Annotated in this window: 14 protein-coding genes; 8 read left to right on the forward strand and 6 right to left on the reverse strand. The window is 68.3% G+C overall.

Annotated features, from left to right (window positions below):
* Together ACM6LR_RS04805 and ACM6LR_RS04810 are read right to left on the reverse strand one after the other, a co-directional pair.
* On the reverse strand, positions 1–834 hold the full coding sequence (locus ACM6LR_RS04805) for a metal ABC transporter ATP-binding protein (RefSeq protein WP_414943253.1): 834 nt from the start codon (positions 832–834) through the stop codon (positions 1–3).
* Complete coding sequence (locus tag ACM6LR_RS04810; RefSeq protein ID WP_414941977.1) at positions 834–1,766, reverse strand: metal ABC transporter solute-binding protein, Zn/Mn family; 933 nt, start codon at positions 1,764–1,766, stop codon at positions 834–836. The genes ACM6LR_RS04805 and ACM6LR_RS04810 overlap by 1 nt, the downstream gene beginning before the upstream one ends.
* Positions 1,767–1,966: 200 nt before the next feature.
* On the opposite strand from ACM6LR_RS04810, the gene ACM6LR_RS04815 reads away from it, so the two are divergent.
* The 4 genes from ACM6LR_RS04815 to ACM6LR_RS04830 all read left to right on the forward strand — a co-directional run bounded on the left by ACM6LR_RS04815 (position 1,967) and on the right by ACM6LR_RS04830 (position 5,669).
* A complete protein-coding gene (locus ACM6LR_RS04815) occupies positions 1,967–3,067 on the forward strand; it encodes a LacI family DNA-binding transcriptional regulator (RefSeq protein WP_414941976.1) in 1,101 nt (366 codons plus the stop codon).
* A 52-nt stretch (positions 3,068–3,119) separates the two neighbouring features.
* Complete coding sequence (locus tag ACM6LR_RS04820) at positions 3,120–3,611, forward strand: beta-class carbonic anhydrase (RefSeq protein WP_414941975.1); 492 nt, start codon at positions 3,120–3,122, stop codon at positions 3,609–3,611.
* A 131-nt stretch (positions 3,612–3,742) separates the two neighbouring features.
* A complete protein-coding gene (locus ACM6LR_RS04825; RefSeq protein WP_414941973.1) occupies positions 3,743–4,618 on the forward strand; it encodes an A/G-specific adenine glycosylase in 876 nt (291 codons plus the stop codon).
* Positions 4,619–4,706: 88 nt separating this feature from the next.
* Positions 4,707–5,669, forward strand: coding sequence for an N-acetylmuramoyl-L-alanine amidase (locus ACM6LR_RS04830; RefSeq protein ID WP_414943254.1), 963 nt, complete (start codon positions 4,707–4,709; stop codon positions 5,667–5,669).
* Here ACM6LR_RS04830 and ACM6LR_RS04835 read toward each other — a convergent pair.
* Positions 5,614–6,768 carry an MFS transporter gene (locus ACM6LR_RS04835; RefSeq protein ID WP_414943255.1) on the reverse strand — a complete coding sequence of 385 codons (1,155 nt, stop codon included), beginning with the start codon at positions 6,766–6,768 and terminating at the stop codon, positions 5,614–5,616. The two genes, ACM6LR_RS04830 and ACM6LR_RS04835, sit on opposite strands and share 56 nt — an antisense overlap.
* Before the next feature lie 770 nt (positions 6,769–7,538).
* Between ACM6LR_RS04835 and ACM6LR_RS04840 the strand changes: the two genes are divergently transcribed.
* A complete protein-coding gene (locus tag ACM6LR_RS04840) occupies positions 7,539–8,996 on the forward strand; it encodes a M1 family metallopeptidase (protein ID WP_414941970.1) in 1,458 nt (485 codons plus the stop codon).
* Between the two features lie 113 nt (positions 8,997–9,109).
* Here the strand turns inward: ACM6LR_RS04840 and ACM6LR_RS04845 are convergent, their stop codons facing one another.
* Genes ACM6LR_RS04845 through ACM6LR_RS04855 form a run of 3 tightly spaced genes read right to left on the reverse strand, consistent with a single transcriptional unit; the run spans position 9,110 to position 12,086 of the window.
* Positions 9,110–10,087, reverse strand: a complete 978-nt coding sequence (locus tag ACM6LR_RS04845) for a LysR family transcriptional regulator (RefSeq protein WP_414943256.1) — start codon at positions 10,085–10,087, stop codon at positions 9,110–9,112.
* Positions 10,084–11,397, reverse strand: coding sequence for a purine-cytosine permease family protein (locus ACM6LR_RS04850; RefSeq protein WP_414943257.1), 1,314 nt, complete (start codon positions 11,395–11,397; stop codon positions 10,084–10,086). The genes ACM6LR_RS04845 and ACM6LR_RS04850 overlap by 4 nt, the downstream gene beginning before the upstream one ends.
* Positions 11,398–11,399: 2 nt before the next feature.
* Positions 11,400–12,086, reverse strand: a complete 687-nt coding sequence (locus ACM6LR_RS04855; RefSeq protein WP_414941967.1) for a tRNA-dependent cyclodipeptide synthase — start codon at positions 12,084–12,086, stop codon at positions 11,400–11,402.
* Between the two features lie 166 nt (positions 12,087–12,252).
* Between ACM6LR_RS04855 and ACM6LR_RS04860 the strand changes: the two genes are divergently transcribed.
* From ACM6LR_RS04860 to ACM6LR_RS04870, 3 genes are all read left to right on the forward strand, one after another.
* Entirely contained in the window at positions 12,253–13,206 is a 954-nt protein-coding gene (locus ACM6LR_RS04860; RefSeq protein ID WP_414941966.1) for a LysR family transcriptional regulator, read from the forward strand.
* Positions 13,207–13,405: 199 nt separating this feature from the next.
* Positions 13,406–13,756, forward strand: coding sequence for a rhodanese-like domain-containing protein (locus ACM6LR_RS04865; protein ID WP_414941965.1), 351 nt, complete (start codon positions 13,406–13,408; stop codon positions 13,754–13,756).
* 31 nt (positions 13,757–13,787) lie between these two features.
* A complete protein-coding gene (locus ACM6LR_RS04870) occupies positions 13,788–14,228 on the forward strand; it encodes a thioredoxin family protein (protein ID WP_414941964.1) in 441 nt (146 codons plus the stop codon).
* Positions 14,229–14,232: the final 4 nt, after the last annotated feature.

The raw sequence follows: 14,232 nt of genomic DNA on the forward strand, positions 1-14,232 counted from the left end.
CTAGCAGGCCTGTTCGTCGATATGGTGGGGTTCGTCCTCGCACAGCGAGCTCTGCGCCCCGGCGACGTGGATCTGCCCGCCTACCTTGAGCACCTCGATCCGCGTGCCGTACAGCTCGGACAGCGTCTCCGAGTTCATCACCTCGTCCGGCTTGCCGACCCGGAACTGGCCGTTCACCAGATACAGCATCCGGTCCACATAGGACAGGATCGGGTTGATTTCGTGGGTGACGAACAGGATGGCGGTGTCCGCCGAACGCCGCCGCTCGTCGATCAGTTCGGACACGGCGCGCTGGTGGGCGAGGTCGAGCGAGAGCAACGGCTCGTCGCACAGCAGGACCTCGGGGTCGCCGACGAGCGCCTGCGCGACGCGGAGCCGCTGCTGCTCGCCGCCGGAAAGCCGCCCCACCGGCTGTTTCGCGTACGCCTGGGCGCCGACGGACTCGATCGCCTTCGACACCAGCTGACGTCGTTTCGAAATGCCGAAGAGCCCGGTCCCCCACCGGTGCCCGTCCAGGCCGAGGCCGACCAGGTCCACCCCTCGCATCGTCAGGCCCTCGTCGAGGGCGCGTTGCTGCGGGATGTAGCCGATCCGCCGGTTCTGCCCGCCGGGGCGGCGTCCCGCGATCTCGACCGTGCCCTCGGGCAGTCCCTGCTGACCGAGCAGCACCTTGAGCAGGCTGCTCTTCCCGGAGCCGTTCGGCCCGAGGATCGCGAGGAACTCGCCGGGCTCGACGTCGAGGTCGAGCCCGGACCAGAGGGTCCTGGTGCCGAACGCGAGGCTCGCCCCGCGGACACGGACGCCCGCACGCGCCTCGGCAGGTACGGAGCTCACTACTTGAGTGCTCCCGCCAGCGCGTCCACTGCCTTGGTCATCCATGCAATGTAGTCGGTCACACCCTGGGGAAGCGTTTCGGTGACATCGACGACCGCGATCCCGGCGCTCTTGGCGTCGCCGACGACCTGCTGGGTGACCGGGGTGGTGGTCTGCGCGTTGTTGACCAGCGCCTTGACCTGCTTACCGGAGATCAGCTGCTTGACCTGGTTGAGCGCGGCGGCGGGCACGTCCTGCTCCGCTTCCACGGCCTCGGCGAAGGCGGGCGGAGTCGCGTCAGTGACCTTCGCGCTGTCGAGCAGGTAGTGCGCGACAGGTTCGGTCGCGACGACCCTGCCGCCCGAGGCGCCCAGCCCGGTGACCTTCTTCAGCAGGTCCTGGGTCTTGCCCTTGAACGCGGTCGCGTTGGCGGTGAAAGCGTCTTTCGACGCGGGCTGGATCTCGCCGAGCTTCGCGGCGACCTGGTCGGCGACCTTCTCGACGCCGGGCAGGCTGTACCAGACGTGCTCGTTCTCGTTGCCGGTCGCGGCGATGTCGACGGCGACCAGCTTCTGCGCGCCGGCGGCCTGATCCGCGAGCTTCGAGAAGAACTCGTCATAGCCGCCGCCGTTGGACAGCGTCAGCTTCGCGTTCTTCGCGGCGATGGCGTCGCTCGCGGTGGTCTCGTAGGAGTGCGGGTCGGCCGAGGGATCGTGGATGATCGAGGTGACCTCGACCTTGTCGCCGCCGACGGCGGTCACGACGCTGCCCCAGACGTCGGTCGAGGCGACGACCTTGATCTTCTCGCCGCCGCCCGGGTTCGCGGCGGACGCGTTCTGCGAACCGGAGCCCGTGGACGCCTTGTCACCGGACGCGCAAGCCGTCGCGCCGAGCGCGAGGACGGCCAGGGCCGAGACGGCCGCGAAAACACTCTTAGTACGGCGGGAATTCATTTACTGCACTCCTGCGGATGCCCAGGCCAGGTGTCCCAGGCGCCGGGTAATGGAAACCGTTGTCAGATTCAACTGTACCTCATCCGGCTGACAGTGCCCGCCATCCAGGCGGGAGCTGTACCGAGGGTCACTCTGAATCGAGACCTGCCACACGTCGGGTGATGCTTCTGCAAAACGTTCTGAACCGTTACGGTTTGCGGATGGGCCGTCCTATCCGCACCAGGAGGCAGGCGACACTGGCGTCGTTGGCCGCAGAGCTCGGTGTGTCGAGGACCACCGTCTCCAACGCCTACAACCGACCGGACCAGCTGTCACCTGAGTTGCGCCGACGCGTCCTCGAGACCGCGCGCCGCCTCGGCTACCCGGGCCCGGACCCGGTGGCCCGTTCACTGCGGACGCGCAAGGCGGGCGCTGTCGGTCTTTTACTCACCGAGAACCTCTCCTACGCCTTCCGCGACCCCGCCGCCATCGGCGTACTCGAAGGGCTCGCGCTGGCCTGTGAAGACGCGGGCGTCGGCCTGCACCTGGTCCCGGCGAGCCCGGGCCGTGAGGACGTCGCGGCCGTGCACCGCGCCGGCGTCGACGGTTTCGTCGTCTATTCGGTGCCCGACGACGACCCGCATCTGGGCGCGGTGCTGGAGCGCCCGGTGCCGACGGTGATCGTCGACCAGCCGCGCGTGGACGGCGTCGACCGGGTCGGCCCGGACGACGCGGCCGCGGTCACCGCCATGGCCGGACACCTCATCTCGCTGGGCCACCGGCAGATCGGCGTGCTGTGCATGCGGCTGGCCCGTGAGCGCAACGACGACTTCGTCTCCATCCAGCGGCAGAGCGCCGCGCACTTCCACGTCCAGCGGATCCGGCTCGAGGCGCTGGCCGCCGCGTTCTCGGCGGCGGGCGTCGACTGGGCGACGGTGCCGGTGGTCGAACGCTTCGACCACACCGTGGACGACGGCGCGTCGGCCGCACGCCAGCTGCTCGACGCGTATCCGCAGGTCACCGCCGTGATCTGCACTTCGGACATCCTCGCGCTCGGCGCACTGGCGGAAGCGGAACGCCGTGGGCTGCGGGTGCCGCAGGATCTGACGGTCACCGGTTTCGACGGCATCACCGAGGCCGAACGCTCCGGGCTCACCACGGTCCACCAGCCGGTGCTCGAGAAGGGCAAGGCGGCGGGCAAGCTGCTGCTCAGCTCGGCCGACCGGGTCGGGCCGAAGGTGATCACCCTGCGGACGGAATTGCGGGTCGGCCGCACGTCGGCGCCACCACGAACGGCCGAAGAACGCTGGTTCGGGCCGTGATGTAGCCCGTAAAACGTTGCTCTCACCGAGCGTGTCCGTTCAAAATGGTCACGTGACCTCCATCGACGTACTTCTCAAGCGAAACCAGGAACTGGGCGACGTCACTCCTGGCGACCGCTCGTCCCCGAGGCCATCGCTCCAGGTGTCGATTCTGACCTGCATGGACGCCCGTATCCGGGTGTTCGAGATCTTCGGCCTGCTGCAGGGTGAGTCCCACGTGCTGCGAAACGCCGGCGGCGTCGTCACCGACGACATGATCCGCTCGCTCGCGCTGAGCCAGCGGAAACTGGGCACGCGCGAGGTGCTGATCGTCCAGCACACCGAATGCGGCCTGTCCATGGTCACCGAAGACGACTTCAAGGACGAACTCGAAGAGGCCTCCGGACTGCGTCCGACCTGGGCCGTCGAGGCGTTCCGCGAGGTCGAGAACAGCGTGCGCCGGTCGATGCAGCGGGTGCGGCGCAGCGACTTCCTGCCGCACACCGACACCGTGCGCGGGTTCGTCTACGACGTGAAGACAGGGCAGTTGTCCGAGGTCGCGTGAAGCTGAAGGGGACTTTCCCCGCATGTGATGCGGGGAAAGCGCCCTTCGCCGCGTAAGACGAGGGGAAAGTCCCCTTCAGCTACGTCCTGGGCCCACGTTCGACGCGCGGGCCCACCTTTTAAGCTGGCCGGGTGGGCGTCGACGCGGATGTGCTGATCGAGTGGTTCGGCGAAGTGGGGCGCGACCTGCCCTGGCGTGAGCCGGAGTGCACCGCCTGGGGCGTACTCGTCAGCGAGATCATGTTGCAGCAGACGCCGGTCGCGCGTGTCCAGCCGATCTGGCTCGAGTGGATGGCGCGCTGGCCGGTGCCGTCGGCGCTGGCGGCGTCTTCGCAGGGCGAAGTCGTACGCGCCTGGGGCAAGCTCGGCTACCCGCGGCGCGCGCTGCGGCTGCACGCCGCGGCGACCGTCCTCGCCGCCGAACACGGCGACGTCGTTCCGTCCGATGTGGACACCCTGCTCGCGTTGCCGGGGATCGGCGCGTACACCGCGCGCGCGGTCGCGGCCTTCGCCTACGGCAAGCGGGCACCGGTGGTGGACACCAACGTCCGGCGAGTGGTGGCCAGGGCGGTGCACGGCGCGGGCGACGCCGGGCCGCCGTCGAACACCCGAGACATGGCCGACGTCGAGGCGCTGCTGCCGCGAGAGGACGCGCCCGCCGCGAAGCTCTCGGCGGCGCTGATGGAACTCGGCGCGCTCGTCTGCACCGCCCGGTCGCCGCGCTGCGCGGACTGCCCGATCTACGACGACTGCGCCTGGCAGCACGCGGGCAAACCCGCCTACGCCGGTCCCGCGAAGCAGGTCCAGAAGTTCGCCGGGACCGATCGCCAGGTGCGCGGGCTACTGCTCGACGTCCTGCGCGGCACCGAAGGCCCGGTCGAGAAGGCGCGCCTCGATCTCGTCTGGGACGAATCAGGGCAGCGCGACCGCTGCCTCGACTCCCTGCTGGTCGACGGCTTGCTCGAACAGACCGGGGACGGCCTGTTCGCACTCCCCGGCGAACACTGACGCATTACGACAAAAGTTGGTCAATGGTTGTCATCGGCGCGATGGCGGGTTAGTTTTCCGGCCAACGCGCATGATGGGAGTTACGCCCGTGGCCGACTTCGACCGACGTACCGCGCTCAAGGGCGGCCTGACGGTAAGCGCCGCCGGGCTGCTGGGGACGGCGACGATTTCCGCCGCCGCCGCGGCGCCAGGGGTACCAGAACCACGGATTCACGGAACGGCCGCGTGGAGCGCCCGGCCGCCGAACGGAACGATCGAGGTGCAGAATCACAAGCCGACCTACATCGTCGTGCACCACACCGTCGAGCCTGGCAACGTCACCGACTACACACTCGAACACGCTTTCTGGGCCTCGCGGGCGATCCAGAACTTCCACATGGACACGCGGGGCTGGGTGGACAGCGGCCAGCAGTTCACGAACAGCCGCGGCGGGCACATCACCGAAGGACGGCATCGCAGCCTGGAAGTGCTGCGCGGCGGAACGCGGCATGTGCTGGGCGCGAACGTCGGCAACAACAACAGCACCTGCATCGGGATCGAGAACGAGGGCCTCTACAGCAAGGAAGACGTCACACCCGCGCTCTGGGCCTCGCTGGTGAAGATGGTCGCGTACATCGCTTCGCGGTACGGGATCTCGCCGGAGTTCATCAAGGGACACCGGGACTTCAACTCGACCGAATGCCCGGGGACCGTGCTGTACAACCGGCTTCCGGAACTGCGCACCGAGGTCCGGAAAGTGCTCGGCTCGGCGTCACCGAAGGCGGATCTGCCGGAGTGGCCGCTGCTCAAGCCCGGCGACACCGGACCGCGAGTGCGAACCGCTCAGGAACTCCTGCGGGCACGCGGGTTCGCCGTCCCCACCGACGGCCTGTTCGAAGAGTCCACAAAGGACGCCGTCGCCGCGGTGGCGGCCCGGAACGGACTGGAGCGCGACGCCTGCGGCGCGACCGCGGCGACCGACGAGACCGGGTTCCTCGGCTCCGACGTCTGGCCGCTCATCGTAGGGCCCGGCACCGATCTACGGGCGCTGAAAGCACGACTCGCCGGCTGAACAGCAACGGCAGGAGCACCACGAAGGCCGCGCACCAAGGAAGCAGGGACGTTCCGAGCGGCAGCAGCAACCCGCCGATGAGCGCTCCCCCCGCGACGGCGCCGTTCCAGGCCGCGATCGTGAGCGACTGGGCGGCGTCGGCGGTGGGGCCCGCGATCAGCGCGGTGACGGCCTGGAACGCGGTGGGCGCGCCACCGAACGCCAAGCCCCACAACGCGGCGGCGGTCAACACCAGACCGTGGATGCCGCCGCTGAGTCCCATGAGGACGATGGCCACGCCCGTCATACCCGCGCAGACCACCAGAACGGCACGCGGGTGGTGGTCGAGCATGGTGCCGACCGCGACCAGCCCGCCGACCGTGGCGCAGCCGAACACCAGCAACGCCGCGCCCAGCATCCCCGCCACGTCCATCCCGGCGAGGACGGGGCCGATGTAGGTGTAGGCCACGTTGTGCCCCAACGAGAACAACGCCACCGTCGCCAGCACGGGGCGCATCCCCGGCAGCCGTGACGCGGCCAGCGGCCGGGTGGGCCCCGCCGGCTCCGCGGGTACGGCGGGCACCACGACGAGCACCCACACCAGCAGCGGCACGGTGACCAGCGCCATCGCGGCGAACGCCCAGCGCCAATCGGCCAGTTCGCCGAGCGCGGTACCGGCGGGCACCCCGAGGGCGAACCCGATCGGCGTGCCCGACATGGCAACGGCCAGCGCGCGCCCGGTGAGTCCCGGCGGGGCGAGGCGCATCGCGTAACCGGCCACGAGCGACCACATCACCCCGGTCAGCGCGCCGGAAACGACCCGCGTGGTCAAGATCAGCGAGTACGAGGAAGACATCGCGATCAGCAGGTTGGTCACCAGGAACCCGGCGATCAGCGCCAGGAGCAAGCGTTTGCGCGGCACCCGGAGGGTGAGGGTGGTGAGCGGGATGGCGGTGAGCGCGGTGGTGAGCGCGTAGACCGTCACCAGCTGACCGGTCGCCGACGGGGACACGCCCAGATCCGCGGACATGCCCAGCAGCAACCCGGCGGGCAGCACTTCGGTGAGGCAGCCGAGGAAGACCGTCGTCGTCAGCGCGAGCAGCGCCGGAAGGGGCAGCATGCCTCGACGATCTCTCCGCCGGCGTGGCGCGGGGTAGTCCCGGGCGGGTATGCCGTGGGGTTATCGAGGGGAAGGCAAAGGTGGCGTGCCTGAGGGTCGCTGCCCCCAATGCCACATTGGAGACGCTGAGTGTCCCCAATGTGGCATTGGGGGCACCGGTCTGAGCGGCTCACGAGGACTTGCCACTCACCGACCGTCCCGCCTGACGCTTTCGTGAGCCCCGCACCCCCCGCGTTTCGTCCTCTAGTTGCGGTAGTTGGTGCCACGAACTACCGCAACTAGAGGACGAATTGCGGGAGGGGGTGGGCGGGGGGTGGGAGGTAGCGAAGGTCCCTCGCTACCCCAGCGCGGCAACGCCGGTTGGCCGCTGCCCCCAAAGCCACATTGGGGACGCTCAGGGTCCCCAAAGCCACATTGGGGACACTCGCTTCAGGGCCGAAGGTCTCCCGGGGATCAGCGGCGGGCCCGGATTCTGGTCGCGGTGAGGGTGCGTTACCCACACACCGCAATGCCGTGAAGGACCCCTTCACGCGGATCAGCCACGTGAAAAAGGCCTTAACTACCCGCCGATGTGATCCCTGGTGACGCTGGGAAGACCGTGACGCCGGCACCCCGCCCTGACCCACCACCCGACACGACACCTTCGGTCCAATGACCGTCCTTACCACGCACGAGATAACCCGACGGCATGACCGGCTGGCAGTGCCGCGCGTGGCACGGACGCCCGCACGATGACCGGGCACCCTCCCCCGTAGAGAGAAGGCCCGTTCATGACCGTGCGGATTCGGTGGCAGGAGCCACTGTGCACCGCGTTGCTCGCCACCACGATGATCGGCACCTGCCAGACGTCGGCGGCGGCTCAGCCGGCACCCGGCAGTGACGGGTACGTGCACGTCTCGCCCGACGGCACCGTCCTCGGCGCTGATCCTTACTACCCGAAGGACGGCAACGGCGGTTACGACGTCGACAGGTACTCGCTCGCGCTGGACTACTCGCCGTACTCGGCGCTGTTGAGCGGCAAGGCGACGATCACCGCGACGGCCACCCAAGACCTCAGCCGGTTCGATCTGGACCTGCGCGGCCTCACCGTGCGATCGGTCAGCGTCGACGGGGTCGCCGCGACGTTCCGGCGGGTGGGCGAGCACGAGCTGGTGATCACCCCGAGGACCCCCCTGGCGGAAGGCGTGCGGTTCACCGTGGTGATCGGTTACGACGGGCGGCCGGAGCCGATCGGCACGGCGCGGGGGCGCGTCGGCTGGCTCGCCACTCCCGGCGATTCCGCCGTGGCCACCGGCCAGCCGCGTTCGGCGATGACGTGGTTCCCGGTCAACGGCACCGAAGTCGACAAGGCGACCCTGCGCGTCTCCGTCACCGTACTGGACGAATTTTCCGTGATGGGTAACGGTATTCAGGTTTCGGACGTCTCCGCCGGCGCCGGACGACACACCGTCACCTGGTCGGAGGACACCGCCCTCGCGCCGAGCACGGCGATGCTCGGCATCGGACGCTGGGAGGTCGAGAGGATCGCGCTGCCCGGCGGCCGGACGGCGATCAACGCCTACCACCCGTGCGCCGTCGACAAGCGGAAGATCGGCGGCAAGCTGCCCGAGGTGCTGGAGTTCCTCACCGGGAAGTTCGGTGACTACCCGCAATCCGCAGCGGGTGGGCTGTTCCTCGACCGCGCCCTCGGTTACACGCACGGCGCCCAGACCCGGCCGATGTACGGCCGCGCGGCCACCGTCGCCGATCTGGTGTACGCCACCGCGTACCAATGGTGGGGGGCCGGGGTGAGCGGCAAGATGTGGCGCGACGCGCTGATGCCCGAATCCATCGCACGGTACGCGGTGTGGCTGTGGGACGAGGCCAAGAACGGCGGCGACCTCGATCGGCGGTACCGCGACATGGTGGCCAGGGTGAGCGGGGACGCGGGATTCTGGGCGCCGAAGCTCACCGATCCTGGCAAGGGCACCGAATTCGCGCCGACGGCCAAGGCGGTGCTGATGGTGCACGCGCTGCGCCGTCTGATCGGTGACGACGCGTTCTTCCAGATTATCGCGGGTTTTCCGATGATCAACCCGCAGGGCAACCAGAACTGGCACGACTTCGAACTCTACGTCGCCGCGATGACCCAGCTCGACCTCGGCGAGTTCAATCACGCGTGGCTCGACGGCACGGTACGGCCGCCGGACGAGCACCTCTACCCCGGGCCGTTACGCCCGGCGCGATGAGACCCTCCGCCCGGGCGACGTGACCCTAAAATGGTGAAGTCCGTGAAGGCCTCCTTAAGGGACTCTGGGTCCCTCAAGGAGGCCTTCACGGACTACGGCTTACGGCTTACGGCTTACGGCTCGCGTGAGTCCAGGTATCGGGCGTAAACCGGTGCCGTCCTCGCTTCGGTCCAATACGCTTCGACCACGGCGGCCATCAGTTCCGCCTGCCGTCCCGCCACGAAGGTCTCCCGGTTCCACGCGAGTATATGCCTGCGCGGCAACACATCCCCGCGCAGTGGCCGGGTCACGAGGCCGTGGTTCCGCGGATCGCAGATCGGCTGTGAAAGCCCGATCGCGCCCGCCCGGACCACCAGCAGCGCCACCTGCTGCGAAGTCACCTGATGGGTGATCGACGGGCTGAAACCGTGCTGCGCGCAGGTCTCCGCGAAGTACCTGGTGAACGTGGTCGCCGACGAATCGGACATCATCACCCACGATTCGTCCCGTAGTTCGCTCAGATCGATGATCTCGTTGCTCGCCAACGGATGGAACTCCGGCAGCAGGACGAAGGTCGGCTCGGTCACCACCACCGCGGTGTCCACACTCGCGGGGATTTCGAGCTCGTGTCCCGGATAGTCTTTGACCAGCCCCAATTCCGCGCGCCGCTGTGCCAGCAGCGGCAGCAGCCGCTCGGGATGGTCGTCGTGCACGACCTGAACCTCGGAGACCTCCGGCCACAACCGGGTCACCAGCGACGGCAGGTGCGCGACCAGTGCGCTGGCCACCGCGACCACCCGGACGACGTCGGGCGGGCCGCTGGGGCAGACGCGCTGCTCGATGTCGTCGAGCAGTTTGTCCAGCTGTGGCAGCAAAGCGGCTGTCCGGCGCAACAGCAAATCGCCCATCGGTGTCGGTGTCACGCTGCCCTCGCGCCGGTCGAACAACTGGTAGCCCAGCATGTTCTCCAGCCGTTTGAGTTGCGCGGACACCGCTGGCTGGGTGACGCCGAGCGCGATCGCGGCACGGGAAAGGCTGCCCGTGTCCGCGATCGCCCGAATCACCCGCAGGTGGTGAACATCCAGCTGTACGACGTCGAACTCCTCTGTCACGTACGGGTTTTCGCCCCGTCGGAAGAAGTCATCGCCACGGAAACCGATCCGGCCGTGGTCCGTCTGCCGAGAAGAACATACAGGAGAAAGGCGCCGAATACGGAGTTCACCGTGGGGATTCCCCACGGCAGCCAAATTCCCACCGCGGCCCCGGCGACCCAGCAGATCAGCGCGACGGGAACCCAGGCCGGGCATTCCGGCGGCAACTCCCCGGACGCACGGGTGGCTTCCAGATCCGGTTTCCAGCGCCGGACCACGTAGTACTCGGCGATCACCACCCCCGCCACCGGAGGCGTGAGCACGCCGACCCAGGTCAGGAAGGTGGTGAAGTGATCGAGGATGCCGATCGCCGAGAGCACCGTGCCGAGACCGCCGAGCAACAGGGTCGCGGTGGTGCGGTCGAGCCGCCGGGACAGCAGCACCTGCACGGTGTTCACGAGCCCGAGCGAGGAGGAGTAAAGGTTCCAGTCGTTGATCTTCAGGATCGCGGTGACCAGGATCAGCGTACCGAGCACACCGGACGACGAGGTGATGATCCCGACCACGTCGGAGCTTTTCGCCGCGTGCGCGAGCAGCACCCCGATCAGGCCGATCAGGTACTGGCCGAGGGTGATGCTGACCAGGGTCTGCTTCACGACGTCGGACGCGGTCCGGTTGAACCGGGTCATGTCCGGGGTCATGATCGCGCCCATGATGAACGCGCCCGCCACCAGCGTGGTGCCCTGTGCCAGCGACATCGACGGCCCCGGCGGCGGTTCGGCCATCAGCGCGGGCAGCGAATGGTCGCCGAGCGCGGTGATGATCGAATATCCGGCCAGCGCGAGGAAAGCGGGCACCGTCAGATACGCCGTCCAGGCCATCGCGTGGAAGCCGAACACGACGATCGCGGTGACCAGCGCGCCACCCGCGAGTGCCCACACCCACACCGGCGGGCCGCCCATCAACGCGTGGAGACCGTGGGCGAACACGTCGTTCTGCACGCCGAACCAGCCCGCCAGGCTCAGCGTCATGAGCAGCCCGACCAGCGAGGATCCGCCGGTCCCGAACCCGGTCCAGCGCGCGAGCACCGACGTGGACAGCCCCTCCCGGGTGCCGGCGATGCCCATCAGGATGGTGATGATCTCCAGCAACACCGAACCGATCGTGATGGCCAGTACCGCGTCCCAGAAGGTCATGCCGAAGCCGAGGACGGCGCCGAGCAGGAACTGGTGGAACGAGGACACCTGCCCGAACCGTTGCAGCGCGACGGAAACCCAGGAGTAGCGGCGTTCGGCGGGTACCCGGCGCAGGGAGAAGTCGTCGCGTTCCACGGTCACTCCGCCCGTTCCGGAACAGCCTGCTCCAAGACGACGAAGCCCTGTCCGGGCAGTGGCCGCCAGGAGAGTTCGCCGCGGTAAAGCCGTTCGAGGAACGGGACCCGCTGGTGATAGGCGAACACGGAACTGCCGACCCCGGCCACGGCCACGGTGCCGACGAACATCGGCAGCTCGGCCAGGAAGTACCGGACCGCGCTGCGCAGCTGATCGCGGGTGGGATGTTCACCTTCGGGAAGCCGCCGGTCCAGCACCCAGCCGGTCGCGCCGAGGCACTGCTCGGCGAACTCCGGGTCGGTGGCGAAGCGTTGGTGCGCCTCGGAAAGCAGGCCGAGGTAGGCGCGGTCGGTTTCGAGCACCGAGGCGTCCAGGATCAGGGTGTCCGGATCCGAGGGGCACACCTGCTGCAAGGCGCGGACGATCTTGTTGCGCGTGTAGTTGCCTTGCCGCTGCGCCTTCCGCGCGGCGCGGATCGGGTCGTAACCGAGCGCCTCCATGGTGAACGCGGACGGCCCGTCCGGGACGAAGAAATGAAAACCTCGAAAGGCCGACATGGCCCAGCGGGCGAGATCGGCGATCCGTTCCACCGTGAAATAGCTGTTGAACGGGCTGACGCCGACGCAAACGTGCTCGGCTCGCGCCAGCGGATCGGCGCAATGCTCGGTGAGCGGCAGTGGTCGCAGCAAGACGGCTCCTGATTCGCGGGATATGCGGGGAGAGGCGTTGATCGAACGTAGCCACGGCCCGGGCGGCCCGGGTATTGCCAGCAAATATTGTCATCGGGTTATAGGAAATTACGGATCTCGACTTTCGGAGGTGCCGGTCACGGGCGGAATCGCGGTATACGGGGGCATGGAGATTCAGGTTCGGCATCTTCGCGTGATCTGTGAGATCGCTTCCTCCGGCAGCCTCAACCGTGCCGCAGCCGGCCTGGGGCTCGGGCAGCCCGCGCTCAGCCACCAGTTGCGCCGGATCGAGCGGATGGTCGGCGGTTCGCTGTTCCACCGCGACCAGCAAGGGGTGCGGCCCACCGAACTCGGCTCCCTCATCCTGCGGCGGGCGCGGGCGATCGTGCTCACCTTCGACGAACTGGAGCACGACTTCCACCGTCAGGAACCCGAGACGGGCGAATCGCTCAGAATCGGCTGGAACGACAGCGCCATCACGAGTTCGCTGCTCGACGGGCTGCGCGACCTGCGGCCGGGCGAACCGTTCCGCACCCGGGCGGACACCTCACGCACCCGGCTGCTCGCGCAGGTCGCGAACCGCGGCATCGACCTCGCGCTGATCATGATCTGCGGCGGACGCGGCCTGCCGGTGCCGCCGGAGGTGCGGACCGTGACCCTGGCCAGTGAGCCGTCGTTCGTCGCGGTCCCCGCCGGGCATCCGCTGGCCGACGAGGAGGAGATCGAACTCGCCGAACTGGCCGGGGAGGACTGGATCGTGTCGAACGGGGGCGACGGCTGCCGCGTGGTGTTCCGCGAAATGTGTCTCGCGCACGGTTTCGACCCCCGGATCGCCCACGACGTCGACTTCGACACCGCACGGGAGGACCTGGTCGGCGGCGGGTACGGCGTCGGGCTGGTCCAGCCGACCCGGCCGCCGTCGGATCGCCTGGTCATCCGGCCGCTGGCGGGTGCGCCGATGTGCGTGCGGCACGTGCTCGCCTGGCGCGAAGACGGTCCGTGCGCGACCGGCGTCCGGGAACTCGCCCATGAGGCGACGGCGGGATATTGGCGGCTCGCCGAGCGGACGGCGCCGTACCGGACCTGGCTGCACCGCCACGGCAGGCTGGCCGCCGGATAACCCGGCATGGATGGCGAAGCCTGCCTCGGTTACGAGACCATGCGGCGAGCGGACCTCTACTCACCGCCCCTAGACCTCCACGCCACCTTTCCCTCACCGGCCGGATAACCCTCCGGCATGTCGAGACGGCACTAGAGCGCGTTCCGGAAGACGACCGACGATGGGAATCGTCAATCACGGTTGTCTGAGAAGGGGCGCCATGCTGCCGTTGATCACTCGTACGGAACTGCTCTCCCTGATGGAGGCCGGAACGGTGGTCGTGGTCGACACGATGCCGGTCGCCTATTTCGACAAGGAGCATCTTCCGGAAGCACGCAATATTCCGGGATTCCCGTACGAACAGGCCGCCGAATTCACCGACCGCCTGGCACCGTCGGCGCTTCCGGACAAGGCCGCCGCGATCGTCGTCTATTGCGCGAACACGCCGTGCCGCAACAGTGAATTCGTCGGACGGCGGCTGCTGGAACTCGGGTACACGAACGTCCGCAAGTACCGCGAAGGCATCGAAGACTGGGTCTCCGGCGGATTGCCGACGTGGTCTTCGTCCTGAGTGGACTCACTTGAATCGAAAGGAGTACGTCTTGTCCAAGTTCAAACGGTTCGTCTGCGTGCTGGCCGGTGTGCTGGCGCTTGTCACCGGCGTCGGCTCCGGCGCGGCATCGGCCGCACCGTCGCCAACGGCCGAGAACGTGGTCACGGTGACGTCGGCCAACTACGCCGAAGTCATGAACATCTCGAAGCAGAAGCTGGTCATCATGGACTTCGGCGCGACGTGGTGTCCGCCGTGCCGCCAGATGAAACCGGTGATCGAACGGCTCGCCGCGGAGTACGGCGGCCGGTTCCTGCTCGGCGAGGTCGACGTCGACCAGAGCCGAGACCTGTCGAGCCGGTACAACATCCGCTACCTCCCGACGCTGGTCGGCGTCCGCGACGCCGCCGAACTGCCGTCCTCGCGGAACATCGGCTACCCCGGTGAGGCGCGGTTGCGCGCATGGATCGACGCCCAGCTGGCCAAGGGCTGAGCGT

The sequence above is a fragment of the Amycolatopsis sp. cmx-11-32 genome, assembly GCF_047608695.1.
In the GTDB taxonomy this organism is placed as follows: domain Bacteria; phylum Actinomycetota; class Actinomycetes; order Mycobacteriales; family Pseudonocardiaceae; genus Amycolatopsis.